Genomic DNA, 24,867 nt, shown 5'->3' on the forward strand with positions numbered 1-24,867 from the left:
ATGGGGGGGCTTAAAAACCCGCGCAGTTTAGCGCGAGTCGGGGCTAATTTCCTCTCATCAGAGGATTTAACCCCAATAGAGTTCACGGCTGGCCCTGCGGTTTGCGCAACAAACTGTAGGCCATGGCCCCCAGCGCCGCCACGCCCAGCAGCAGCACGGCCCACAAACCGAGTTTCTTCCAGTCGCGCCCCTCCTCTGGCGCCACGGTGACGGCAGGCGCCTTGACCACTGCCGCCCCCACCACCTTGGCTTGCCCCAGGGACTTGAGACGCTCGGCGCTGTAGTCAGGAATCAGCGTGGACAACGGCAAGTTCGCCGCCTTCACCGTGGCATTGCCCAACGCCAGGGTGAACGGCGGTTCGCCCCGCGCCAGGAACACCACTTGCGTGGCGCGCACCGCAAAGCGCAAGGCCGGCGCTTCGGCGCCCAGGCCGCCGCCGCGTTCGTCGACCTGCAAGCGGATCTGGTTCAGCACCTGGCCCGGCAATGCCAACTCATCCTGCACAACATCCTGGCCGTTCTGGGTCAGGCGGTACAGCAGGCCCGAACTCAGTGGTTGCCAGGTCTGCTTGTTGTCACGGCGCCCCGACACACTCACCGGCGCCAGGGTGTTGGGCTGCGACAATTCGATGCGCACACGCTCGGCACTCAGGCCCGTGGGCAGTTGCCAGCTGTATTCACCGGCCCCCAGCCGCGTGCCCGCCAGCGGCGGCGACCACACCAACGGCTGCGGCAGGCTGCTGCGGGTGGCGCTCACCAGCTTGGCCGAAGTCAGCAGTGGCGCGGCCTGGCCCTGCCACAGCAGGCGCAGGTAACGCGCCGATTGCCCGGGCAGGCTGATGTCATGCTGCTCTACCCGCTCGTCGGCGAACGACAATCGCGCCACTTGCCCATCGCCCCAGGATTCCCAGTGCTGCAAATCATCGCTGGCTTCGATAGTGAAGCGCTGGAAGCCTTCCTGCTCACGGCTCCAGTCGAGGTTCAACTGCTGCAACGGCGCCTTGATCGCACTGGCATCCAGCACCCAGCCACGCAACACCTGCGTACCGGGCTTGGCGACCGAGGACGGTTTGATTTCCACCAGGGTGCCTTCGGTGGTGGTTTTCATCACCACGCCGGGCAAGGTTTCGCGGGTGTCGGCCGCGTACAGCGGGAACCACTTCACGTCGGTAACCGAGCGGCTTTCCGTGCTTGAGGCGGCCTGGCGCGACAACGCATACGCCTGGAGCTCACCAGCGGCGTTGAACACGCGCACGTCGCTAAGATCGGCCTGGCGCGCGTTCAGTTGCACGGCCAAGGGCAATTCCAGGCGATACCAGGGGCCGTTGCCGCTGACTGCCAGCGGCACCTGCGTAGTGAAATCAGCCGGGCCCTCCTGGGCCCCCACACACAGCGCCACACACACGCCGGCCAAGGCCACACTCAACTTACCGATCAAGAGCTTGCTCCTTCCGTTTCCAACACAGGTTCGGCACGCTTGGGCGGCAGCGGCGCGAAATAACCCACCACCAGCAACAACCCGCCCACACCGATAAACGACACGATCCGCGCCAGGCCGCCACGGTTGCTCAATTCGACAAAGAACAGCTTGGCGACCACCACTGCAATCAGCGCCGCACCGATCAGCCACACGTCACGACGGTGACGCAGATGGCCGCCGATCATCAGGCCGAGGGCGATCAGCGTCCACACGATCGACAGGCTGGCCTGCACCAGCATTGACGCCAGCAGCGCATCCAGATGAAACGGCACGCCGCCCCAATGGTGCGCAGTACGCATCACCAGCGCGGTGAAGAACGCAAACAGCGACAGCCCCGCCACACCCTGTGCGATCAACTGCGCCCGCGGCCCACGCTGGGGCGCCACACTACGCGACAACAGGTACACACCCAACAAGGCGAACAGCAGGCCCAAGTCCAACGGATTGAGCAAGGGTACGTAAGGCAGCGGCTCGGCCGTGCCGTCGCTGAACGTGTTGGCCAGCCAGAACCAACCGAGCATCAGCACCGCCAACGGCAGCGCGGCCAGCACACGATATTCCCGTGAATACGCCGCCACCGGCCACGGCCATTGACGCGGCGTGGCGGCCAGCACCAGGTACAGGCTCGGCAGAATCGCCCAACCCAGCCAACGCCAGGCGTTGTATTCGCTGGATAGGCTCAACAGGCCGTAACGCAGCTCCAGGGCCAGCACGCCGATCAGCATCCAGCAGCCCAGCACATGGGCGACGCTCAGCACCTTGCCCGGCACCACTGGCGCCAACTGCCGCAGCGAGAGGAAATGCACGGCAAACACCGCCAGCCAAGCCAGCCAGCCGTAATGCGCCGCTGGGTGGTAATAGGTGTGGGCGGACACCAGCAACACCATACCCGCCGCCGGCATCAGCAAGGTGCACAGCATGCCCAGGGAAGCCCAGCGCAGGCGCGTTGCACAGACACTCCAGATCGCCACGCTGAGCGCCGCGATTCCCAGCCAGAATGCGCCCTGCAGTTCGCCGGGAATAAACCGCAGCACTTCGCCGCTCGCCGCCAGGGTCCACCAGGCCGCGCCCCACACCAGCAACAGGTCGGACAGACGTTGCAGCTTCAGGGCAGCAAACAAGGGCGCATGGGGTTGACGTTGCAGGCGCCAAGCGCCGACCAGCGCGGCCAGGCCCAGCACCATCGGGGTCCAGAAGCCGCTGTGGGCCAAGGGCCGCAGATCTTCACCGGACAACGGCCCGAGCAGCGCCGGCACCGACAGCAGGAACGAACCGCCGCCGATCAGTTGCAGCAACAACCCAAATACAAAACTCACGCGTTGTTGCAGGTATAGGCTCAGCCAGATGATCAACAGGCCACTGACCGCCCACACGCCGCTGGCGCTGGCCCAAGGCAGCACAAACAGCACCGCGAGGTTGATCAATACCAGGCCGGCGAGCAGCACCACCGACAACCCACGCAACAACCGCACATCGCCGCGCACCGTATCGTCACGTACCGCCAGCAACATGCCGCCGATCAAGGCCAGGCCGATCAATGATGCGGTCAGCAAACCGCTCCAACCGGCGTCGAACACCGCAGCGCCTTCACCGCTTCGCAGGCGCAGCAGGAACAGTGCGCCGCCCAACAATTGCACGGCGAACGCAGTAAACAGGAAAGTCCGCGAGCCAATGCGCAGGCCGACAAACAGGGTCGCCAGGCCGGCGATGGCCCAGCTGATCGCGGTGCCTTGGGTCAGCAACAACAACGGTGCTAGCAGGTATAGACAGCTCAAACCGAGGCTCGCCAGTAGCGGCAGGCCCATGCGCTCCCATTCGGCGGCCTGCTCGGCCGAGGCTTTGCGCAATTGGTCGAAGCTGAACAGCAACGCCACGCCCAGCAGCAGTGCGCCCAGTGGCGCGCCTTGCAGCAAGGTACGCTCGCCCAACTGCAATTCGCTGAGGAACGCCAGCGCCGAACCCAATTGCAGCAACAGGCCGAATGCTCGCGCCAATCGCCGCTGCTGGCGCAAGCCCAGCCAGAAGATCCCGGCGCCTTCCACGGCCCAGGCGGCAGCGGTCCAGCGTGCGTCCAGCCCCAGCGGAATAGCCAGGCTGGCGAAAATCACACCGAGGGCCAGACAGGTTTCCGCCAGCAGCAAGGCGCGCCCGCCGCTGAGCACCCGGGCCAAGCCCATATAGATGATGCCCAGGCCCAACGCGCTGAACGCCGCCGCGAATTCCAAGTGCTGCACTAACGCGAATTGCAAGCCAAAGCCCACCAGCGGCGGGCCGAACAGCATGCTGCCATCGACGTAATCACCTTTGGCCGCCGACCAGCGCAACAGTGCGCCACGGCTATCGTCTTGCGGCGCGTCGCGCATCTGCAGCAATTTGCGGCGCGCAAACAACAGGCCGATGGCCAGGTACATCAGGAAGAACAACACCAGAAACGGCTCGGTACTCCACAGCAATTCCGGGGTGTAGGAACGCAAGCCCCAGGCAAAGCCAATGCCGAAGGTGCCAACAAAACCGATCAGGTTGAGCAAGCGCCAGGCCTTGAACCAGGCGATGGCGAGGATGCCAGTGTTGAGCAAGGCAAAGTAACTGAACAGCGCCACATGGTTGCCCGAGCCGGTAGAGGTCAGAATCGGCGCGGCAAAACCGCCGAGCGCCGCCGCGCAGGCCAGCCCCAGCGCGTCCTGGGTAATCGCCAGGATCGCCGAGAACACCGTCACCGCCACCAACAGACCCAGCGCCGCACTCGGATCGATCAGCGGATGCAGGCGCATCGCGGCGAACACCGTGAGGTACAGCACCGCAATCCCGGTGCCTTGCAGCATCAGCCCATAGTTGCTGTTGCGCAGTCGCAACCACCAGCCCAAACCCAGCAGGCCGATGGCCGCCGCCGCCACACCGGCGTAACGCACTTCGATCGGCACCACCATGCCTTCGGTGGCATAGCGCAGCAGGAATGCTAGGCCGAGAAACAACAGCACCACCCCGACGCGCAGCACGGTATTGCCTCCAAACAGCCAATTCCGCGCGCCGCCGAGGGCGCGCTCGATCAGGGTGGGGCCACGGGGTACGACCGGTTCTTTGGGGAGCGGTGCAGGCGCAGGTGTTGGAGCCGGTGCCCACACGTCGGCGGGCAACGGTTGGCTGGCTTGCTTGGTAACGGCCACCGGGGCCAGTTCAGGCGGTAATTCCCAAACCAGTTCGACTGCCTTGGGTGGCGGTGCGGCTTGGGGAGCTTCGGCCACAGGCGTTTCGACAAATACCGGCGGCGCAGGTGTGGGATCAGGTTGTCGCGCGGGTCTTTCCAACTGCGCCAGACGCTGCTCGACGGCGCTCAGGGCTTTTTGCGCGGCCTCCAGCTGACGAGCCTGTTGGTCCGCTTGGGACGACAGCATCGACAGGCGGATCGCCTGGCCAATGCCCAACCCCAACAGCGCACCGATGCCCGCATCATAGAACGACTCATCGAGCGTCCAGCCGAGCACCAGCCCTATCAGCATGAAAATCCATTGCATGAACGATATTCCCTAAGCAAACCGGCGCTCAGTATATCGACGCGCAACCAATGTGGCAGGGGGCTTACCCCCAATAGCGGTGTACCAGTCCACATATCTGCAAACTGACACCCTGCCATCGGGGATAAGCCCCCTCCCACACTTTCAAACTGCGCTGTTTAGTCGAGCGCTTTCCAGATCTCGGTGGCGTATTCGCGGATGGTCCGGTCCGACGAGAACCACCCCATTCGTGCGGTATTGAGCACCGCCGAACGCCACCACGCCTTGGAATCGTGCCAATGCGCTTCGACCCGGGCCTGGGCGTCCCAATAAGAATCGAAGTCGGCGCACACCAGGAAGCGGTCGTAATCGATCAGCCCGTCGATCAAGCCCACATAACGGCCCGGATCGTCAGGCGAGAACACCCCGCCCCGGATCGCTTGCAGCACATCGTTGAGGCGATGGGACGCGGCGATGTCCGGCCCGGCGTGGAATTCACCGGCGTGTTTGCGCGCTTCCACCTGCTGAGCGCTGAGGCCGAAGATAAACATGTGGTCGGCGCCCACGCGCTCGTGCATTTCCACGTTGGCGCCGTCCATGGTGCCGATGGTCAACGCGCCGTTGAGACCGAACTTCATGTTGCTGGTGCCCGAGGCTTCGAAGCCTGCCGTGGAGATCTGCTCCGACAAATCCGCCGCCGGGATGATGCTCTCGGCCAGGCTGACGTTGTAGTTGGGCAAAAACACCACTTTGAGCAGGCCGCGCACGGTCGGGTCGTTGTTGACGGTGCGGGCGATGTCGTTGGTCAACTTGATGATCAACTTGGCCTGGTGATAACTCGCCGCAGCCTTGCCGGCGAAGATCTTCACGCGCGGCACCCAGTCGGTTTCCGGCTCGGCACGGATCGCCTGGTACAGCGCCACGGTGTGCAGCAGGTTAAGCAACTGGCGTTTGTATTCGTGGATGCGCTTGACCTGCACGTCGAACATCGCCGCCGGGTTTACCGAAATGCCCAGGCGCTCGTGGATGATCTCGGCCAGGGCACGCTTGCTGTGCAGACGCTGCTCGGCGAAGGATTTGCGGAACGCCTGTTTCTCGGCGAAGGTTTCCAGCTCGCCCAGGCGCGTCTCCATGTTGTCGAGGATGTCAGGACCCAAAGCGTCCACCAGCATCTGGGTGAGCTGGGGGTTGGCCTGATACAGCCAGCGGCGGAAGGTGATGCCGTTGGTTTTATTGTTGATACGTTCCGGGTACAGCTTGTGCAGTTCGGAGAACACCGTGCTGCGCATCAGTTGGGTGTGCAGGCCGGACACGCCGTTGACGCTATGGGACCCGAGGAACGCCAGGTTGCCCATGCGCACGCGGCGGCCGTTGTCTTCTTCGATCAGCGACACGGCGCGCAACACGTCGAAATCGTGGATGCCCTTGGCGCGCAGCGAGTCGATATGCTGGGCGTTGATCAGGTAGATGATCTGCATATGCCGGGGCAGCATGCGTTCCATCAAGCCTACAGGCCAGGTTTCCAGGGCCTCGGGCAGCAACGTGTGGTTGGTGTAGGACAGGGTTTCGACGGTCACGTCCCACGCGGCTTCCCACGGAATATCGTGCAGGTCGACCAATTGACGCATCAACTCCGCCACGGCGATGGACGGGTGGGTGTCGTTGAGCTGGATGGCGGCGTGTTCGCCCAGACTCAAGACCGAACCGTGCATGTTCTTGTGGCGACGCAGCAGGTCTTGCAGCGAGGCCGAAACAAAGAAGTACTCCTGACGCAGGCGCAGCTCCTGCCCCGCTTCCGTGCTGTCGGCCGGGTACAGCACGCGGGAGATGCTCTCGGCACGGGCCACTTCGGCCACCGCACCCAAGTGGTCACCGGCGTTGAAACGCTCCAGGTGCAAGTCTTCCACCGCGCGGGCACGCCACAGGCGCAGGGTGTTGACGCTGGCGCCGCGCCAGCCGACCACCGGCGTGTCATACGCCACGGCGCGTACGGTTTCGTTGGGCGACCAGACCTGGATCATCTTGCCGGAGGCATCCGCCAATGTTTCGACGCTACCGCCAAAACCGATCGGGTAAATCACTTCGGCCCGTTCGAATTCCCAGGGGTTGCCGAAATCCAGCCAGCGTTCGGTCTGCTCTTGCTGCCAGCCGTCGACAACGGCCTGGCGGAACAGGCCATGTTCATAGCGGATGCCGTAACCGTGGCCGGCAATGCCCAAGGTCGACATGCTTTCCATAAAACACGCCGCCAGACGGCCCAGGCCCCCGTTGCCGAGGGCCGCGTCGGGCTCCAGCAGGCGAATTCGCTCCAGGTCGACGCCCAGCTCGGCCAGCGCATCGCGGGCGATTTCCAGCACGCCCAGGTTGCTCAGGCTGTCGTAGAGCAGGCGGCCGATAAGGAATTCAAGGGAGAGGTAGTACACCCGCTTCTGGCCTTTACGGTAGATGCGTCGGGTGTGATCCATCCAGTGGTCGACCATTTGGTCGCGGGCGGCCAGAGCAATGGCTTCGAACCAGTCGTGGTCGAAGGCATGATCGGGGTCCTTGCCCACCGCATAGGTGAGTTTGGTCAAGACAGCATCGCGAAACGCGGCTACCTCTGCTTCTCGTGCAAGCGGTTCCTGAGACATCGGTGTGACCTCGGGCGAGATTGAAGGAGTTGCTAGAGCCTAGTCGGTCTGACAGACGGCAGAGGCTCTGGTTCGGCAGTTTTTTAACTCATTCACCGTTACCGGAATTAGATGCAGGGGCCGTGCCCGATCCTGCGCCGCGCCGCCTTTTAGCCGAAAACCGCAAAATATTGTTCAAAAAAGCACCAATCCCGGTATGATCGCGCGCCCTGATACCGCCCCACCCTGGAACCCTGATGAAGCCTCAACTGATCGCCGCCGCGGAACTCGACCGTCTCGAAACCTGGCAGAAATACTCCAGCCATATGTGCGGCGGCTGCGTGTCCAGCTGCTGCACGCTGCCGGTTGAGGTGAAGATCAAGGACCTGATCCGCATTGGTATCGTCGATGAGTTCGAACGCGGCGACCCGCCGAAGAACATCGCCAAGCGGTTGCAGAAGGAAGGCATCGTCGAGCGCTACAACAACAAGTCCGAGATTTTTACCCTGCAGCGCATGAGCAATAACGACTGCCTGTACCTGGATCGTAAAACCCGCTTCTGCACTATTTATGACAAACGCCCGGACACTTGCCGCAACCACCCGAAGATCGGGCCGCGGCCGGGGTATTGCGCGTATAAGCCCAAGGAAGTGGTGCGCGAGACTAACTTCAAGACCCTCGATAAGTTCTGATCGGGGTTTTGTGGGGGGCTTGAGGGCCCTATCGGGGGCAAGCCCCCTCCCACCTTTGAATGTGTTCACAGATCAAAATGTGGGAGGGGGCTTGCCCCCGATGAGGCCAGAACAGCCACCCCAAAATCTGCAGGCATAAAAAAACGCCCCCGGCCTTTCGACCGGGGGCGTTTTTCATTCAGCCTGAGTTAACTCAGTTCTTGGCTTTCTTGGCAGCGCGGGTACGCTCGCCTTCGTCCAGGATCTTCTTACGCAGGCGGATCGACTTCGGCGTGACTTCGCACAGTTCGTCGTCCTGGATGAATTCCAGGGCCTGTTCCAGGGTGAAGCGAACAGGTGGAACCAGGGCGATGGTTTCGTCTTTACCCGAAGCACGCATGTTGTCGAGCTTCTTACCTTTGGTTGGGTTGACGCCCATGTCGTTGTCACGGCTGTTCAGACCAACGATCTGACCGTTGTAGATCTCTTGACCGTGTTCAACGAACAGCTTGCCGCGTGCCTGGAGGGTTTCCAGGGAGTAGGTCAGCGCCTTGCCGGTTTCAACCGAAACCAGAACACCGTTCTGACGGCCGGACATGTCGCCGGACTTCATGGTGTCGTAGCGATCGAAGATCGAGGTCAGGATGCCAGCACCGTTGGTCAGGGTCAGGAACTGGTTACGGAAACCGATCAGACCGCGAGCAGGGATGTTGTACTCCAGACGAACACGGCCTTTGCCATCCGGCACCATGTTGGTCAGGTCGCCCTTACGCAGGCCCATCTCTTCCATGACCTTGCCCTGGGATTCTTCAGGGGTGTCGATGGTGACGTTTTCGAACGGTTCCTGCTTCACGCCGTCAACTTGACGGATGATCACTTCCGGACGACCAACACCCATTTCGAAGCCTTCGCGACGCATGGTTTCGATCAGTACCGAGAGGTGCAGCTCACCACGGCCGGAGACCTTGAACTTGTCGGCCGAGTCGCCTTCTTCAACGCGCAGTGCAACGTTGTACAGCAGCTCTTTGTCCAGACGCTCCTTGATGTTACGGGAGGTCACGAACTTGCCTTCTTTACCGCAGAACGGCGAGTCGTTTACCTGGAAGGTCATGGAAACGGTTGGCTCGTCGACGGTCAACGGCTTCATCGCTTCTACGGTGTCCGGGTGGCACAGGGTGTCGGAGATGAACAGCGAGTCCATACCGCTGATGCACACGATGTCGCCGGCTGCAGCTTCTTCGACGTCGATGCGGTGCAGGCCGTGGTGACCCATCAGCTTCAGGATACGACCGTTGCGCTTCTTGCCGTCGGCGCCGATAGCCACAACCGGGGTATTCGGCTTGACGCGACCACGAGCGATACGGCCAACGCCGATAACACCCAGGAAGCTGTTGTAGTCCAGTGCGGAGATCTGCATCTGGAACGCGCCGTCACGGTCAACAGCCGGTGCTGGTACGTTGTCGACGATCGACTGGTACAGCGGGGTCATGTCTTCGGCCATGTCGTTGTGGTCCAGACCGGCAATGCCGTTCAGGGCCGAGGCGTAGACGACTTTGAAGTCCAGCTGTTCTTCGGTGGCACCCAGGTTGTCGAACAGGTCGAAGATCTGGTCCAGAACCCAGTCCGGACGCGCGCCTGGACGGTCAACCTTGTTGATGCACACGATCGGACGCAGGCCGGCTTCGAACGCCTTCTTGGTCACGAAACGGGTTTGCGGCATAGGGCCGTCTTGAGCGTCAACCAGCAGCAGCACGGAGTCGACCATCGACATTACGCGTTCTACTTCGCCGCCGAAGTCGGCGTGGCCCGGGGTGTCCACGATGTTGATGTGGTAGCCGTTCCAGTTGATGGCGGTGTTTTTCGCCAGGATGGTAATACCGCGCTCTTTTTCCTGGTCGTTGGAGTCCATCACGCGCTCGTCGTTGAGCTCGTTGCGCTCCAGGGTGCCGGATTGACGCAGGAGTTTGTCTACCAGGGTGGTCTTACCATGGTCAACGTGAGCAATGATGGCGATGTTACGTAGATTTTCGATCACTTGTGTATCTCGATCAGAGGATTCGGTGTGCTGTCAGGTCGTGGCAGCGATTAACAGTAGAGTCAGGCCTTGCCGTTACAGCTTGACGGCAGAGTCGGGGGGCCGGTGACGCAGGCCACAGGCAAACAGCCCCGGGCTCTTAGCTCGGTCGATAAACGCGCACATTGGCATGCCCCTCACTGAGCAAATGGTGAGCATGCAGGCGACTCATGACGCCTTTGTCGCAATACAACAGGTACTGACGGCTGTTATCCAGTTCCTTGAAACGCGCGTTCAATGCATAGAACGGCAGCGTTTGTACGTCGATGCCAGGAATCTCCAGCGGCTCGTCCTCGGCGGCATCCGGGTGACGGATGTCGATGACGATCTGGCCGGCCAGGGCTTCGCTGACTTCTTCGATCTGCACATCCTGGCCCAACTCGTCGATCACGCGATCGATCGGGACCAGTTTGGCGTTCTCGAGCGCACGCTCCAGAATCGCCATGTCGAATTCTTTCTCTTCATGCTCCACGCGGTGACGCTTGGCGTGGGTCTTGGGGTTCACCGAAATGACCCCGCAGTACTCCGGCATATGTTTGGCAAAGTCGGCGGTGCCGATTTGCTCTGCCAGGTCGATGATGTCCTGCTTGTGACTGGCGATCAGCGGACGCAACACCAGCTTCTCGGTGACGCAGTCGATGATCGACAGGTTGGGCAGAGTCTGGCTGGACACCTGGGAAATCGCTTCACCGGTCACCAGCGCGTCGATCTGCAATTGATCGGCAATTCGGGACGCAGCGCGCAACATCATACGCTTCAATACTACGCCCATATGACTGTTATCGACTTTGCCGAGAATTTCTCCCAGCACTTCCTCGAACGGCACGCTCACAAATAGCACACGCTGGGAGCTGCCGTATTTCTTCCAGATATAGTGCGCGACTTCCATCACGCCCAATTCATGTGCACGCCCGCCCAGGTTGAAGAAGCAGAAGTGGCTCATCAGGCCGCGGCGCATGATCTGGTAGGCCGCCACCGTGGAATCGAAACCGCCGGACATCAATACCAGGGTCTGTTCCAGGGCGCCCAGCGGGTAACCGCCGATGCTGTTGTGCTGGCTGTGGATCACAAACAACCGTTGGTCGCGAATTTCCATGCGCACTTCAATTTGCGGCGCTTTCAGGGAGATTCCGGCGGCGCCGCACTCGCGACGCAGCTTGCTGCCGACGTATTTCTCGACGTCCATCGAGCTGAACGGATGCTTGCCGGCACGCTTGCAGCGCACAGAAAAAATCTTGCCTTCCAGCGAGCTGCCGTAGTGCCGTTTGCACTTCTCGGTGATGTCGTCGAAGTCGCCGAGCGGGTATTCGTCCACCTGCAGAAAATGCGCGATGCCCGGCATGCAGCTCAGGCGTTCGGTCATATCCTTCAAGGCTTTGGGGTCGGTAACACGGGTTTCCAGTTCGAGGTTGTCCCACACGCCGTTCACCACCACAGCCGGGTCCAGATCGCGGAGCACGGCACGGATGTTCTTGGCCAACTGACGGATGAAACGCGTCCGTACCGGTCGGCTTTTGATGGTGATCTCGGGGAAGACTTTAACGATTAATTTCATGGAAACAGCGCGCGCAGGGCCTGCCGAAAAAGGGGGGCGCGGATTATAGCGGAAATCGCTCAAGGTTTAACCAGTTAATATGCACTTCAACCGCCACGCACTAAAGCAGTGCGTTTAACGCGAGCCGCGCCACATTGCGGTGCGCTGTTTTTGCAGTTTTGTCACAATGCACCTTTATAGGGGCGTTTTTGGAACAGAAAACCCATGTTGGCGCACTGGCATGCAATTTGCTCTCTTGTGAGGCAGGTTGCCATGGCGGAGTATCCGCGCCGGCATCACCCACATTCTAAGGGCTAACTCCACTACCCCAGCCCGAAGCCACCCGGAGGACACTATGTCGAAGTCGGTTCAACTCATCAAAGATCATGACGTTAAATGGATTGATCTGCGCTTCACGGACACCAAAGGCACTCAGCACCACGTGACCATGCCGGCTCGCGACGCGCTGGATGAAGCTTTCTTCGAAGAAGGCAAAATGTTCGACGGTTCCTCCATTGCTGGCTGGAAAGGCATCGAAGCCTCCGACATGATCCTGATGCCGGACGACAGCACTGCCGTGCTGGACCCATTCACCGAAGAGCCGACCCTGATCCTGGTATGCGACGTAATCGAGCCTTCGACCATGCAAGGCTACGACCGCGACCCACGTGCGATCGCCAAGCGTGCCGAGGAATACCTCAAGTCCACCGGTATCGGTGACACCGTATTCGTAGGCCCGGAGCCAGAGTTCTTCATCTTCGACGAAGTGAAGTTCAAATCCGACATCTCCGGCTCCATGTTCAAAATCTACTCCGAACAAGGTTCGTGGATGTCCGACCAGGACGTGGAAGGCGGCAACCATGGCCACCGTCCAGGTATCAAAGGTGGCTACTTCCCAGTTCCGCCATTCGACCACGACCACGAAATCCGTACCGCCATGTGCAACGCCATGGAAGACATGGGCCTGGTCATCGAAGTGCACCACCACGAAGTGGCCACTGCCGGCCAGAACGAAATCGGTGTGAAGTTCAACACCCTGGTGGCCAAGGCTGACGAAGTTCAGACCCTGAAATACTGCGTGCACAACACTGCCGTAGCTTACGGCCGTACCGCTACCTTCATGCCTAAGCCTCTGTACGGCGATAACGGTTCGGGTATGCACGTTCACCTGTCCATCGCCAAAGATGGCAAGAACACCTTCGCTGGCGAAGGTTATGCCGGCCTGTCCGACACCGCCCTGTACTTCATCGGCGGCATCATCAAGCACGGTAAGGCCCTGAACGGCTTCACCAACCCATCGACCAACTCCTACAAGCGTCTGGTGCCAGGTTTCGAAGCACCTGTAATGCTGGCCTACTCGGCTCGCAACCGTTCGGCTTCGATCCGTATTCCTTACGTGTCCAGCCCTCGCGCTCGCCGTATCGAAGCTCGCTTCCCGGATCCGGCAGCCAACCCATACCTGGGCTTTGCCGCCCTGCTGATGGCTGGCCTGGACGGCATCCAGAACAAGATCCACCCTGGCGACGCCGCCGACAAAAACTTGTACGACCTGCCGCCTGAAGAGGCCAAAGAGATCCCACAAGTGTGCGGCAGCCTGAAAGAAGCCCTGGAAGAGCTGGACAAGGGCCGTGCGTTCCTCACCAAAGGCGGCGTGTTCAGCGACGACTTTATCGATGCCTACATCGCCCTGAAAAGCGAAGAAGAAATCAAAGTACGCACCTTCGTACACCCACTGGAATACGAGCTGTACTACAGCTGCTGATCCGGTTGCGCTGCTTGACGTAGCGCGATGAAAAAGGCCTCCTTCGGGAGGTCTTTTTTTTGCCCGGACATTACATAGCTCCGTATCTGCAAACCCAATCAAAAAAGGTGGGAGGGAGCTTGCTCCCGGTAGCGGTGGATCAGCTGATACAGGTGCTGACTGACACTCTGCCATCGGTGTAGCCCCCTCCCACAAGGAGATCAGCCTTGAAACGTCGACTTGTATTCGCTTTGTTATTGGCCAGCGCCAGCGCCAGCGCTGCGCCGCCCAGCCTCGAACCTTTACTCAACAGCATCACCGAACGCCTGGCCATCGCCGACCAGGTTGCGCTGAGCAAATGGGACAGCAAAAAGCCGGTAGAAGATAAACAGCGCGAACAGGAAGTGCTCGCCAGCGTCGCCGCCCAGGCGCCCAACTACAAACTCGACCCCGCCGTTGCCGAGCAGTTTTTCGCCGCGCAGATCGAGGCCAACAAACTCGTGCAATACACGCGCTTGTCCGACTGGCAGTTCATGGGCAAGGCCCCGGATCTGCCACGCCCGGACTTGGTGGGTAAAATCCGCCCGCAGCTGGATCAGCTGCAAAAACGCCTCTTGCAGCAATTAGCCGACTTCGCCCCACAGCGTAACAACCCGCAATGCCCTCAATGGGTGGCCAGGGCGATTCACGAGCCACTGCACGAGCCCTTGATGCAGATAGCAAGAGCCCGCGCCACTGGCGAGCTATGCCTCCAGGCGCCTGCCAGCAAATAAATACGTGGACTACCTCATCCTAGGCAGTTTCCGGCATCTTCCGATTGGGGGCTCACCCTAGCCTGGCGGGTCATTGACCACACAGGATGGCCCCATGAAATCCTTCAACGGCTTGATCGCTGCAGCCGCGTGCTTGTCCGCGCTCGGCTGCACCACCCCACAACCGAATACGGCCCCCATCAAAACCGAGTTACTGCTGCAAAGCAACGAGTCATGGGACGGCACGCCTTACAAGGCTTACCCTTCGGGCGCTCCACAGTTGACCCTGATACGCCTCAATATCCCGGCCAATACCCAATTGCCGTGGCACACCCATCCCATACCCAACGCGGCGTATATCCTTTCCGGCGAATTGCAGGTCGAAGCCCGTGAGAGCGGTGCCACCCGCACATTGCGCCAAGGCGATACGCTGGCCGAAATGGTGGGCATCGAGCATCGCGGCAGTACGGGCGACACGCCGGTCGAACTGCTGGTGTTCTATGCCGGTAGCCCCGGTATACCGCTTTCGTAAACCCACTGACCGCCTTATGCATCGCAGGATCGTTTGCCCCAAACGATCCTGCCTTCACGCTTGCTGAACAAACGTCATCAATTCGCACTATATTGGTGCGACAAGTTGCACCCTACCCAATCCGAAAACCCATTTTGGTTCGAAACTTCACGATAAAGCTGGCAGAACGCCACAGTTTCGCGCCAAAAACCCTTATTTCAGGGCCTGCGCGCTTCTTTTCGGAGCCTTGGTTTGGTTTTTGCATTTTCTTGGTATCAGCGTGTGCCTCAAGCCCGCGCCTTGCTCCAAAAGAGGTCCTGATGACCATCAGCGATGCACTGCACCGTTTGCTACTCGACAACCTGACCACCGCGACCATCCTGCTCAATGACGATTTACGTCTTGAGTACATGAACCCGGCGGCGGAAATGCTCCTGGCCATCAGCGGCCAGCGCAGCCATGGGCAGTTCATCAGCGAATTGTTCACCGAGTCGGCCGAGGCCTTGAGTTCGTTGCGCCAGGCAGTTGAACAGGCGCATCCCTTCACCAAGCGCGAAGCAATGCTCACCGCCCTTACCGGCCAGACCCTCACCGTCGACTACGCCGTAACCCCGATCCTGAGCAACGGCGCCACCCTGCTGCTGCTTGAAGTACACCCCCGCGATCGATTGCTGCGCATTACCAAAGAGGAAGCGCAGCTGTCCAAGCAAGAGACCAGCAAGATGCTGGTGCGCGGCCTGGCCCATGAGATCAAGAACCCACTCGGCGGAATCCGTGGCGCGGCGCAGTTACTGGCCCGCGAGCTGCCGGACGAGAACCTCAAGGACTACACCAACGTCATCATCGAAGAAGCCGACCGCCTGCGTAATCTGGTGGATCGCATGCTCGGCTCCAACAAGTTGCCGTCGCTGGCGCTGACCAACGTGCACGAAGTGCTGGAGCGCGTCTGCCAACTGGTCGAAGCCGAAAGCCAGGGCTGCATCACCTTGGTGCGCGACTACGACCCAAGCATCCCCGACGTGTTGATCGACCGCGAGCAGATGATCCAGGCAGTGCTCAATATTGTGCGCAACGCCATGCAGGCCATCAGCAGTCAGAACGAACTGCGCCTGGGCCGCATCTGCCTGCGTACCCGCGCCCTGCGTCAGTTCACTATTGGCCACGTGCGCCATCGCCTGGTGACCAAGGTCGAGATCATCGACAACGGCCCGGGCATTCCTGCGGAACTGCAGGAAACCATTTTCTTTCCCATGGTCAGCGGCCGCCCGGACGGTACCGGGCTGGGCCTGTCCATCACCCAGAACATCATCAGCCAGCACCAGGGCCTGATCGAATGTGAGAGCCATCCCGGCCACACCACGTTCTCGATCTTTCTGCCACTGGAACAAGGAGCCCCATCGACATGAGCCGTAGTGAAACTGTGTGGATCGTCGATGACGACCGTTCTATCCGCTGGGTCCTGGAGAAAGCCTTGCAACAGGAAGGCATGACCACCCAGAGCTTCGACAGCGCCGACGGCGTGATGAGCCGCCTGGCGCGCCAGCAGCCCGACGTGATCATCTCCGATATCCGCATGCCCGGCGCCAGCGGCCTGGACCTGCTGGCGCGGATTCGCGAGCAGCATCCGCGCCTGCCAGTGATCATCATGACCGCCCACTCCGACCTGGACAGCGCCGTGGCGTCTTATCAGGGCGGCGCGTTTGAATACCTGCCCAAGCCTTTCGATGTGGACGAGGCCGTGGCTCTGGTCAAACGCGCCAACCAGCACGCCCAGGAACAGCAGAACCAGGAAGCGCCGCCGACACTGACGCGCACCCCGGAAATCATCGGCGAAGCGCCGGCGATGCAGGAAGTGTTTCGCGCTATCGGGCGCTTGAGTCATTCCAACATCACCGTGTTGATCAACGGCGAATCGGGTACCGGTAAAGAGCTGGTGGCTCACGCCCTGCATCGTCACAGCCCACGGGCGGCCTCGCCGTTTATCGCCTTGAACATGGCGGCAATCCCCAAGGATTTGATGGAGTCGGAACTGTTCGGCCACGAAAAAGGCGCCTTCACCGGCGCGGCCAACCTGCGTCGCGGTCGCTTCGAACAGGCCGACGGCGGCACCCTGTTCCTCGACGAGATCGGCGACATGCCGGCCGACACCCAGACCCGCTTACTGCGCGTGCTGGCCGATGGCGAGTTCTACCGTGTTGGCGGGCACACCCCGGTGAAGGTCGACGTGCGAATCATCGCCGCCACCCACCAGAACCTGGAAACCCTGGTACACGCGGGCAAATTCCGTGAGGACTTGTTCCACCGCCTCAATGTGATCCGCATCCATATCCCACGCATGTCGGATCGTCGCGAAGACATCCCGACCCTCGCCCGTCACTTCCTCAGCCGCGCCGCCCAGGAACTGGCCGTCGAGCCGAAGCTGCTCAAGAGCGAGACCGAGGAATACCTGAAAAACCTGCCATGGCCCGGCAACGTGCGCCAATTGGAGAACACCTGCCGTTGGATCACGGTGATGGCGTCCGGGCGCGAAGTGCACATCAGCGACTTGCCCCCGGAGCTGCTGAGCCTGCCGCAGGACTCCGCGCCGGTGACCAACTGGGAACAGGCCCTGCGCCAATGGGCCGACCAGGCCCTGGCACGCGGCCAGTCGAACCTGCTGGACAGCGCCGTGCCGGCCTTCGAACGGATCATGATCGAAACCGCCCTCAAGCACACCGCCGGTCGCCGCCGCGATGCCGCTGTATTGCTGGGTTGGGGGCGCAATACCTTGACGCGCAAGATCAAGGAACTGGGCATGAAGGTGGATGGTGGGGACGATGACGAGGGCGACGACGCCTGATCTCCAATCTACCGAGGTCTAATGTGGAGGGGGCTTGCCCCCGATAGCAGTAGGTCAGTCACAACCTCTGTGCCTGATACACCGCCATCGGGGGCAAGCCCCCTGCCACATTTTGACCGTCACAGAGCTTCAGGGTCGTGCACCGATTCAATGCACCATGAACCGGCATCGGGCACCGACACGAGCGCCTGAACACCACCGCCGCTAAACACCGCTGCTGAGCTTAAACCGCCAAAGCCCCGAATTCCGGGGCTTTGCGCTTTTCGGCATGATTTTTTGGGGAAAATTGCAAACTCTGGCACGCGCCCTGCAATAACCCTGGTACTACCCAGTTTCGGGGACCTTGGTACAGGCAGGCCGAGAATCCCCTCTTTAACGCCGAAGCCTTTACGGCTTCACCCCGTTTTGGGAGCCCTGGTACAGGCAGGCCGGGAACTCCCTCTTTTATTGCCCTTGGAGATGGATCTCCAGCCGCCAGCGGCCGTCGGCCTCAGCGCCTTTCCACTCTCCGCGCAACGGCCGCGCCGCCACCAGGTTCAGCAGCAAGCCACCATCGGTCTTGCGAATGCGCCAGTTCACGTCCTTATCGTTGACCTTGAGCTGCCCACTGGCAGCCTTGCCCTGGGCGTCGAACAACAGCGCCACGGTGCCGTCGATATGTTCGCCGTGCAGTTGGGGTTCACTGTTGAACCACACCACCACGCCGTCCGGCGCCGTTTCGACCTGCTGCAACTCAACCGGGTCGGGAATGGTCAGGCGGCCGATCATCAGGCCCACCATCAAGCCGACAATCGCCAATGACCCCATAACCCTCGGCAATAGCTTCGGCCTTGGATCCTCTTCGGGGGTAGAATGCAGCGCATCTTTGCCTTCGGAGCCGTGCATGTTTCACGTCATCCTTTTTCAACCAGAAATTCCGCCGAATACCGGCAACGTTATCAGGCTGTGCGCCAACAGTGGCTGCCACCTGCATTTGATCGAGCCCCTGGGCTTTGACATGGACGACAAGCGTCTGCGTCGCGCGGGACTGGACTACCACGAGTACGCCACCCTCAAGCGCCATGCCGATTTGGCCAGTTGCCTGGAAAGCCTCGGCCATCCACGGCTGTTCGCGTTTACCACCAAAGGCTCGCGCCCATTTCATGATGCCAGTTTTGCCGAAGGCGACGCGTTTCTGTTCGGTCCGGAAAGCCGTGGCTTGCCCGCCGACGTGCTCGACGCCCTGCCCGACGGCCATCGCCTGCGCCTGCCGATGCGCGAGGGCTGCCGCAGCCTGAACCTGTCCAATACCGTGGCCGTGGCGGTCTATGAAGGCTGGCGCCAACTCGGTTTCAAGTAATACACAAAACAAATGTGGGAGGGGGCTTGCCCCCCGATGGCGAAGTGTCAGTCAACTTATGTGTGACTGATCCACCGCAATCGGGGGCAAGCCCCCTCCCACATTGGGTGCTGCGTCGGTTACAGATTACTGAACCGTCGGCGCGCCTTCCTGCTGCATGCGCTGCAGCTCTTGCGCGTACAGGGCATCGAAGTTCACCGGCGCCAGCATCAATGCGGGGAACGAACCACGGGTCACCAGGCTGTCCAGGGTCTCGCGAGCGTACGGGAACAGGATGTTCGGGCAGAACGCACCCAACGTGTGGCTCATGGAAGCTTCGTCCAGGCCTTGGATCAGGAAGATACCGGCCTGTTGCACTTCAGCGATAAAAGCCACTTCTTCGCCGTTCTTGACGGTAACCGACAGGGTCAGCACCACTTCGTGGAAGTCGCCTTCCAGGGCTTTCTGACGGGTGTTCAGGTCCAGGGCAACGCTTGGTGTCCACTCCTGACGGAAGATGGCCGGGCTTTTCGGCGCTTCGAAGGACAGGTCACGCACATAGATCCGTTGCAGCGAGAATTGCGGGCCTTGGGCTTCTGCTGCTTCGGTGTTCTGTTGATCAGTCATCGCAGATCCTTCTCTATCTTGGGGTCTTTAAGGGTTTGGGAGTCAGGCGGCCAGCAGCGCATCGAGTTTACCGGCGCGCTCCAAAGCAAACAGGTCATCGCAACCACCGACATGCTGGGTGCCGATCCAGATCTGCGGCACGGACGTACGCCCCGCTTTCTGGGCCATTTCGGCACGCACCTGGGGCTTGCCGTCGACCTTGATCTCTTCGAACGCAACGCCCTTCTTCTCAAGCAGGGCCTTGGCCCGCATGCAGTACGGGCACCAGTCGCTGGAATATACGACGACCTGGCTCATATCACTTCACCAGCGGCAGGTTATCGGCGCGCCAGCTGCTGATGCCACCGGAGAGCTTGGCGGCGGTGAAGCCGCTCTTGAGCATCTCGCGGGCATGGGTACCGGCGTGCTGGCCCTGGGCGTCGACCAGGATGATGGTCTTGGCCTTGTGCTTTTCCAGCTCGGCCAGGCGGGCGATCAGCTTGTCCTGGGGGATGTTCAATGCGCCGACGATATGGCCGGTGGCGAAATCCTTGGCCGGGCGGATATCCACCACAACGGCCTCATCCTTGTTAACCAGTGCGGTCAGTTCCGACGTGCTCAGGCTGCGGCCACCACGGCTCATTTCATGAGCGATCAGCAGCGCCAGCAGAATGACAAAGGCACCCACGAGCAGATAATGGGCAGTGGCAAATGCAATCAGGTGATCAACCATCAAGGAGGTTCCAGGGCGTTAAAATGGCGGTAAGTATACACAGCCGCCAGGGGGGGCCAACCCCCGTAAAGCGGTGACGTGCTCGGAACTTCGCTTTAAACTGCCACTCCCTTTTCAATTGCCTTCCTTTATTAACGCCGCGAGAGGATCTATGACTACCACGCCTAAACCTTTGGTCCTGATAATTCTCGATGGCTTCGGACACAGTGAAAGCCACCACGACAACGCCGTATACGCGGCTAACAAGCCCGTCCTCGACCGCCTCACGGCCACCGTACCCAACGGCCTGATTTCCGGTTCGGGCATGGACGTGGGCCTGCCGGACGGCCAGATGGGCAACTCGGAAGTCGGCCACATGAATCTCGGCGCCGGACGAGTGGTCTATCAGGACTTCACTCGCGTGACCAAAGCGATCCGCGATGGCGAGTTCTTCGAGAACCCGACCATCTGCGCGGCGGTGGATAAAGCAGTCGCGGCCGGCAAGGCCGTGCACTTCATGGGCCTGCTGTCCGACGGCGGCGTTCACAGCCATCAGGACCATTTGGTGGCCATGGCCGAACTGGCCTTTAAGCGCGGCGCCGAAAAGATTTACCTGCACGCCTTCCTCGACGGTCGCGACACACCGCCTAAAAGCGCGCAATCGTCTATCGAACTGCTGGATGCCACCTTTACCGCGCTGGGCAAGGGCCGCATCGCCAGCCTGATCGGCCGTTACTTCGCCATGGACCGCGACAATCGCTGGGACCGCGTCTCCCAAGCCTACAACCTGATCGTCGACGGCCAGGCCGAGTTCAACGCCGCCACCGCCCAGGAAGGTCTCGAAGCCGCCTACGCCCGCGGCGAGAGCGATGAGTTCGTCAAGGCCACCACCATCGGCGAGCCGGTCAAAGTCGAAGACGGCGATGCCGTGGTGTTCATGAACTTCCGTGCCGACCGTGCCCGCGAGCTGAGCCGCGTATTCGTTGAAGACGACTTCAAGGAATTCGAACGGGCCCGCCAGCCGAAAGTGCAATACGTCGGCCTGACCCAATACGCCGCCAGCATTCCCGCCCCCGCAGCTTTCGCGCCGGGCAGCCTGGACAACGTGCTTGGCGACTACCTGGCGAAAAACGGCAAGACCCAACTGCGTATCGCTGAAACCGAGAAATACGCTCACGTGACCTTCTTCTTCTCCGGCGGTCGTGAAGAACCGTTCCCAGGCGAAGAGCGCATCCTGATTCCATCGCCGAAAGTCGCCACCTACGATCTGCAGCCGGAAATGAGCGCACCGGAAGTCACCGACAAAATCGTCGACGCCATCGACCACCAGCGTTACGACGTGATCGTGGTCAACTACGCCAACGGGGACATGGTCGGCCATAGCGGCAACCTGGAAGCCGCAACCAAGGCGGTGGAATGCCTGGATACCTGCGTCGGCCGCATCGTTGACGCCCTGGAAAAAGTCGGCGGCGAAGCGCTGATCACGGCGGACCACGGCAACTGCGAGCAGATGTCCGACGAATCCACCGGCCAGGCTCACACCGCCCACACCACCGAGCCCGTGCCGTTCATCTACGTCGGCAAGCGCGATTTCAAAGTGCGTAAAGGCGGCGTGCTGGCGGATGTGGCACCGACCATGCTGATGCTGATGGGGTTGGAGAAGCCCAAAGAGATGACTGGCACCTCAATCCTGGTCTGATCCAAACAAACAGTGTGAGAGGGCTTTCCCCCTCCCACACTGGCTTTTAAGTGTTTGGCAGATATCTTTTTGCCATACCACCGCCACTCGGCGCTTATCTTGTCCGCTTGCCCGAATTGGGCGTTTTTTTTGCAGCGCTTGGCGGGCATACTAGGCCGTCCCTTTCCCCTGGTGTCGCCCGCCTCTATGCTTCGCGCCTTGATTACCCTTGTTCTTGTCTGCCTGCTCCAACCGGCGTTTGCCGACGAGCGCGCACAAACCCAACAACAGTTGGACGCTACGCGTCAGGACATTGCCGAGCTGAAGAAGCTGCTTGGCAAACTCCAGGAAGAAAAATCCGGAGTGCAAAAGGACCTGCGCGGTACAGAAACCGAAATGGGCAAGCTGGAGAAGCAAGTCCAGGAGTTGCAAAAAGAACTAAAGAAGAGCGAGTCGGAACTGGAGCGACTCGACGCTGAGAAAAAAAAACTCCAGAGCGCACGCGTTGAACAGCAACGCCTGATCGCGATCCAGGCCCGCGCCGCTTACCAGAGCGGCCGCCAGGAGTACCTCAAGCTGCTGCTCAACCAGCAAAACCCGGAAAAATTCGCGCGCACCCTTACCTATTACGATTACCTGAGCAAGGCCCGTCTGGAGCAATTGAAAAGCTTCAACGAGACCCTGCGCCAGTTGGTGAACGTGGAGCAGGAAATCGCCAACCAGCAGTCTCAGCTGGAGGACCAGAAAAGCAGCCTCAATGCCCAGCGCGACGAACTGGACAAGGTTCGCAAGGAACGCCAACTGGCGCTGGCCAAGCTCAACGACGACGTAAAAGCCCGCGATGCCAAGTTGCAGGCCCGCGAGCAGGACCAGGCCGACCTGGCCAAAGTACTAAAGACCATCGAAGAGACCCTGGCCCGCCAGGCGCGCGAGGCCGAAGAAGCGCGGCAAAAAGCCCTGATCGCCCAGCAGGAAGCGGAAAAAAAGCGTCAGCGCGAAGCTGAACTGGCGGCCACCACCGACGCTCCGGCACCGCGCAAACCGGCACATACAGCGCCGGGGCCACTGGTTTCCAGCGCCGGCGAGTCCTTCGGCGGCCCCTTTGCTTCGGCGCGAGGCAAACTTCCATGGCCAGTTGATGGTCGACTATTGGCACGCTTTGGGGAAACCCGTGGCGATGACACCCGCGCCAAATGGGACGGGGTGATGATCAGCGCCGCCGCCGGCAGCCCGGTCCACGCCGTACACGGCGGGCGCGTGGTGTTTGCCGATTGGTTGCGCGGCGCCGGTTTGTTGGTGATTCTCGACCACGGCAATGGCTATTTGAGCCTTTACGGCCACAATCAGACATTACTCAAGTCGGCAGGTGATGTTGTAAAAGCCGGTGAGTCCATCTCCACTGTCGGTAACAGTGGCGGCCAGGACACCCCGGCGCTGTACTTCGCTATTCGTCAGCAGGGTCGCCCGAGCGATCCCGCACAATGGTGCAGAACCCAAGGATAAGGGTCGCATCTACATTAGGAGTTCGTTCGACATGCTGCATTTGTCCCGCCTCACTTCGCTGGCCCTGACGATCGCTCTGGTGATCGGCGCGCCTCTGGCTTTGGCCGACCAGGCCGCTCCGGCTGCACCCGCCGCCACGGCCGCGACCACCAAGGCGCCGTTGCCGCTGGATGAGCTGCGCACGTTCGCCGAGGTCATGGACCGGATCAAGGCAGCCTACGTTGAACCCGTGGACGACAAGACCCTGCTGGAAAATGCCATCAAGGGCATGCTCAGCAACCTCGACCCACACTCCGCCTACCTGGGCCCGGAAGATTTCGCCGAGCTGCAGGAGAGCACCAGCGGTGAATTCGGTGGCCTGGGCATTGAGGTCGGCTCCGAAGACGGCAATATCAAAGTGGTCTCGCCGATCGACGACACCCCTGCTTCCAAGGCCGGCATCCAGGCCGGCGACTTTATCGTCAAGATCAACGGTCAGCCGACCCGCGGCCAGAGCATGACCGAAGCCGTCGACAAGATGCGCGGCAAGATCGGCCAGAAAATCACCCTGACCCTGGTGCGCGACGGCGGTAACCCGTTCGACGTGACGCTGACCCGCGCGACCATCACGGTCAAGAGCGTGAAGAGCCAGTTGCTGGAGTCGGGCTACGGCTACATCCGCATCACCCAGTTCCAAGTCAAGACCGGCGACGAAGTAGCCAAGGCCCTGGCCAAGCTGCGCAAGGACAACGGCAAGAAACTCAACGGCATTGTGCTCGACCTGCGCAATAACCCCGGCGGCGTCTTACAGTCGGCGGTGGAAGTGGTGGACCACTTCATCACCAAAGGGTTGATCGTGTACACCAAGGGCCGTATCGCCAACTCCGAGCTGCGCTTCTCGGCCACCGGTAACGACCTCAGCGAGAACGTGCCATTGGCCGTGCTGATCAACGGCGGCAGTGCCTCGGCCTCGGAGATCGTCGCCGGCGCTCTGCAAGACCAGAAACGCGGCGTGCTGATGGGCACCACCAGCTTCGGCAAAGGCTCGGTACAGACCGTGCTGCCGCTGAACAATGAGCGCGCCCTGAAGATCACCACCGCGCTGTACTACACGCCGAACGGCCGTTCGATCCAGGCCCAGGGCATCGTGCCGGACATCGAAGTGCGCAAAGCCAAGATCACCAACGAGATCGACAGCGAGTATTACAAAGAGGCCGACCTGCAAGGTCACCTGGGCAATGGCAACGGCGGCGCCGATCAGCCGACCGGCAGCGGCGCCAAAGCCAAGCCGATGCCCCAGGACGATGATTACCAACTGGCCCAGGCGCTGAGCCTGCTCAAGGGCTTGAGCATCACGCGCAGCCGTTGA

Annotated in this window: 19 protein-coding genes; 10 read left to right on the plus strand and 9 right to left on the minus strand. The window is 60.9% G+C overall.

The features are described from left to right. Nucleotides 1-82 precede the first annotated feature (82 nt). The 3 genes from ABX75_RS03355 to ABX75_RS03365 all read right to left on the minus strand — a co-directional run bounded on the left by ABX75_RS03355 (nt 83) and on the right by ABX75_RS03365 (nt 7,601). Entirely contained in the window at nt 83-1,435 is a 1,353-nt protein-coding gene (locus ABX75_RS03355; protein ID WP_034095707.1) for a DUF3999 domain-containing protein, read from the minus strand. Then, nucleotides 1,435-4,992, minus strand: a complete 3,558-nt coding sequence (locus ABX75_RS03360) for a DUF2339 domain-containing protein (RefSeq protein WP_047881454.1) — start codon at nt 4,990-4,992, stop codon at nt 1,435-1,437. Before ABX75_RS03360 ends, ABX75_RS03355 begins: the two co-directional genes overlap by 1 nt. A gap of 158 nt (nt 4,993-5,150) precedes the next feature. Then, nucleotides 5,151-7,601: a glycogen/starch/alpha-glucan phosphorylase gene (locus ABX75_RS03365; RefSeq protein ID WP_047881455.1), complete on the minus strand. Its 2,451-nt coding sequence runs from the start codon at nt 7,599-7,601 to the stop codon at nt 5,151-5,153. 236 nt (nt 7,602-7,837) lie between these two features. Here ABX75_RS03365 and ABX75_RS03370 point away from each other — a divergent pair, with 236 nt between their 5' ends. Continuing rightward, nucleotides 7,838-8,272, plus strand: coding sequence for a YkgJ family cysteine cluster protein (locus tag ABX75_RS03370; protein WP_034095454.1), 435 nt, complete (start codon nt 7,838-7,840; stop codon nt 8,270-8,272). Nucleotides 8,273-8,465: 193 nt separating this feature from the next. Here the strand turns inward: ABX75_RS03370 and typA are convergent, their stop codons facing one another. Continuing rightward, entirely contained in the window at nt 8,466-10,286 is a 1,821-nt protein-coding gene (typA, locus tag ABX75_RS03375) for a translational GTPase TypA (protein WP_016972267.1), read from the minus strand. 139 nt (nt 10,287-10,425) lie between these two features. Beyond that, nucleotides 10,426-11,880 (minus strand): tRNA uracil 4-sulfurtransferase ThiI, encoded by a 1,455-nt coding sequence (gene thiI / locus ABX75_RS03380; RefSeq protein ID WP_034095453.1) that lies wholly within the window; start codon nt 11,878-11,880, stop codon nt 10,426-10,428. Between the two features lie 334 nt (nt 11,881-12,214). On the opposite strand from thiI, the gene glnA reads away from it, so the two are divergent. The 5 genes from glnA (at nt 12,215) to ntrC (ending at nt 17,702) form a co-directional block, all read left to right on the plus strand. Next, nucleotides 12,215-13,621 (plus strand): glutamate--ammonia ligase, encoded by a 1,407-nt coding sequence (glnA, locus tag ABX75_RS03385; protein ID WP_034095452.1) that lies wholly within the window; start codon nt 12,215-12,217, stop codon nt 13,619-13,621. A gap of 206 nt (nt 13,622-13,827) precedes the next feature. Then, the gene (locus ABX75_RS03390; RefSeq protein ID WP_047881456.1) at nt 13,828-14,373 is read left to right on the plus strand and encodes a chorismate mutase; all 546 of its coding nucleotides are present in this window, start codon (nt 13,828-13,830) and stop codon (nt 14,371-14,373) included. A 94-nt stretch (nt 14,374-14,467) separates the two neighbouring features. Continuing rightward, nucleotides 14,468-14,884 (plus strand): cupin domain-containing protein, encoded by a 417-nt coding sequence (locus tag ABX75_RS03395; protein WP_047881457.1) that lies wholly within the window; start codon nt 14,468-14,470, stop codon nt 14,882-14,884. Nucleotides 14,885-15,183: 299 nt separating this feature from the next. Further along, on the plus strand, nt 15,184-16,269 hold the full coding sequence (gene glnL / locus ABX75_RS03400; RefSeq protein ID WP_034095449.1) for a nitrogen regulation protein NR(II): 1,086 nt from the start codon (nt 15,184-15,186) through the stop codon (nt 16,267-16,269). After that, complete coding sequence (gene ntrC, locus ABX75_RS03405) at nt 16,266-17,702, plus strand: nitrogen regulation protein NR(I) (RefSeq protein WP_034095448.1); 1,437 nt, start codon at nt 16,266-16,268, stop codon at nt 17,700-17,702. Before glnL ends, ntrC begins: the two co-directional genes overlap by 4 nt. A gap of 444 nt (nt 17,703-18,146) precedes the next feature. Here the strand turns inward: ntrC and ABX75_RS03410 are convergent, their stop codons facing one another. Continuing rightward, the gene (locus ABX75_RS03410; RefSeq protein ID WP_040265722.1) at nt 18,147-18,587 is read right to left on the minus strand and encodes a hypothetical protein; all 441 of its coding nucleotides are present in this window, start codon (nt 18,585-18,587) and stop codon (nt 18,147-18,149) included. Between ABX75_RS03410 and ABX75_RS03415 the strand changes: the two genes are divergently transcribed. Then, nucleotides 18,586-19,041 (plus strand): tRNA (cytidine(34)-2'-O)-methyltransferase, encoded by a 456-nt coding sequence (locus ABX75_RS03415; RefSeq protein WP_034095446.1) that lies wholly within the window; start codon nt 18,586-18,588, stop codon nt 19,039-19,041. The genes ABX75_RS03410 and ABX75_RS03415 overlap by 2 nt on opposite strands. A 126-nt stretch (nt 19,042-19,167) precedes the next feature. Here the strand turns inward: ABX75_RS03415 and secB are convergent, their stop codons facing one another. The 3 genes from secB to ABX75_RS03430 are packed head-to-tail and all read right to left on the minus strand — an operon-like array spanning nt 19,168 to nt 20,359. Next, the gene (secB, locus tag ABX75_RS03420) at nt 19,168-19,647 is read right to left on the minus strand and encodes a protein-export chaperone SecB (protein WP_014716520.1); all 480 of its coding nucleotides are present in this window, start codon (nt 19,645-19,647) and stop codon (nt 19,168-19,170) included. A 42-nt stretch (nt 19,648-19,689) separates the two neighbouring features. Beyond that, a complete protein-coding gene (grxC, locus tag ABX75_RS03425; protein ID WP_034095445.1) occupies nt 19,690-19,944 on the minus strand; it encodes a glutaredoxin 3 in 255 nt (84 codons plus the stop codon). A gap of 1 nt (nt 19,945) precedes the next feature. Further along, complete coding sequence (locus ABX75_RS03430) at nt 19,946-20,359, minus strand: rhodanese-like domain-containing protein (RefSeq protein WP_034095444.1); 414 nt, start codon at nt 20,357-20,359, stop codon at nt 19,946-19,948. A gap of 151 nt (nt 20,360-20,510) precedes the next feature. Between ABX75_RS03430 and gpmI the strand changes: the two genes are divergently transcribed. From gpmI to ABX75_RS03445, 3 genes are all read left to right on the plus strand, one after another. After that, nucleotides 20,511-22,037, plus strand: coding sequence for a 2,3-bisphosphoglycerate-independent phosphoglycerate mutase (gpmI, locus tag ABX75_RS03435; RefSeq protein ID WP_034095443.1), 1,527 nt, complete (start codon nt 20,511-20,513; stop codon nt 22,035-22,037). 186 nt (nt 22,038-22,223) lie between these two features. Further along, entirely contained in the window at nt 22,224-23,519 is a 1,296-nt protein-coding gene (locus ABX75_RS03440) for a murein hydrolase activator EnvC (protein WP_034095442.1), read from the plus strand. Between the two features lie 31 nt (nt 23,520-23,550). Then, on the plus strand, nt 23,551-24,867 hold the full coding sequence (locus ABX75_RS03445) for a S41 family peptidase (RefSeq protein ID WP_034095441.1): 1,317 nt from the start codon (nt 23,551-23,553) through the stop codon (nt 24,865-24,867).

The sequence above is a fragment of the Pseudomonas sp. ARP3 genome (assembly GCF_001029595.1).
GTDB classification, from domain to species: domain Bacteria; phylum Pseudomonadota; class Gammaproteobacteria; order Pseudomonadales; family Pseudomonadaceae; genus Aquipseudomonas; species Aquipseudomonas rhodesiae.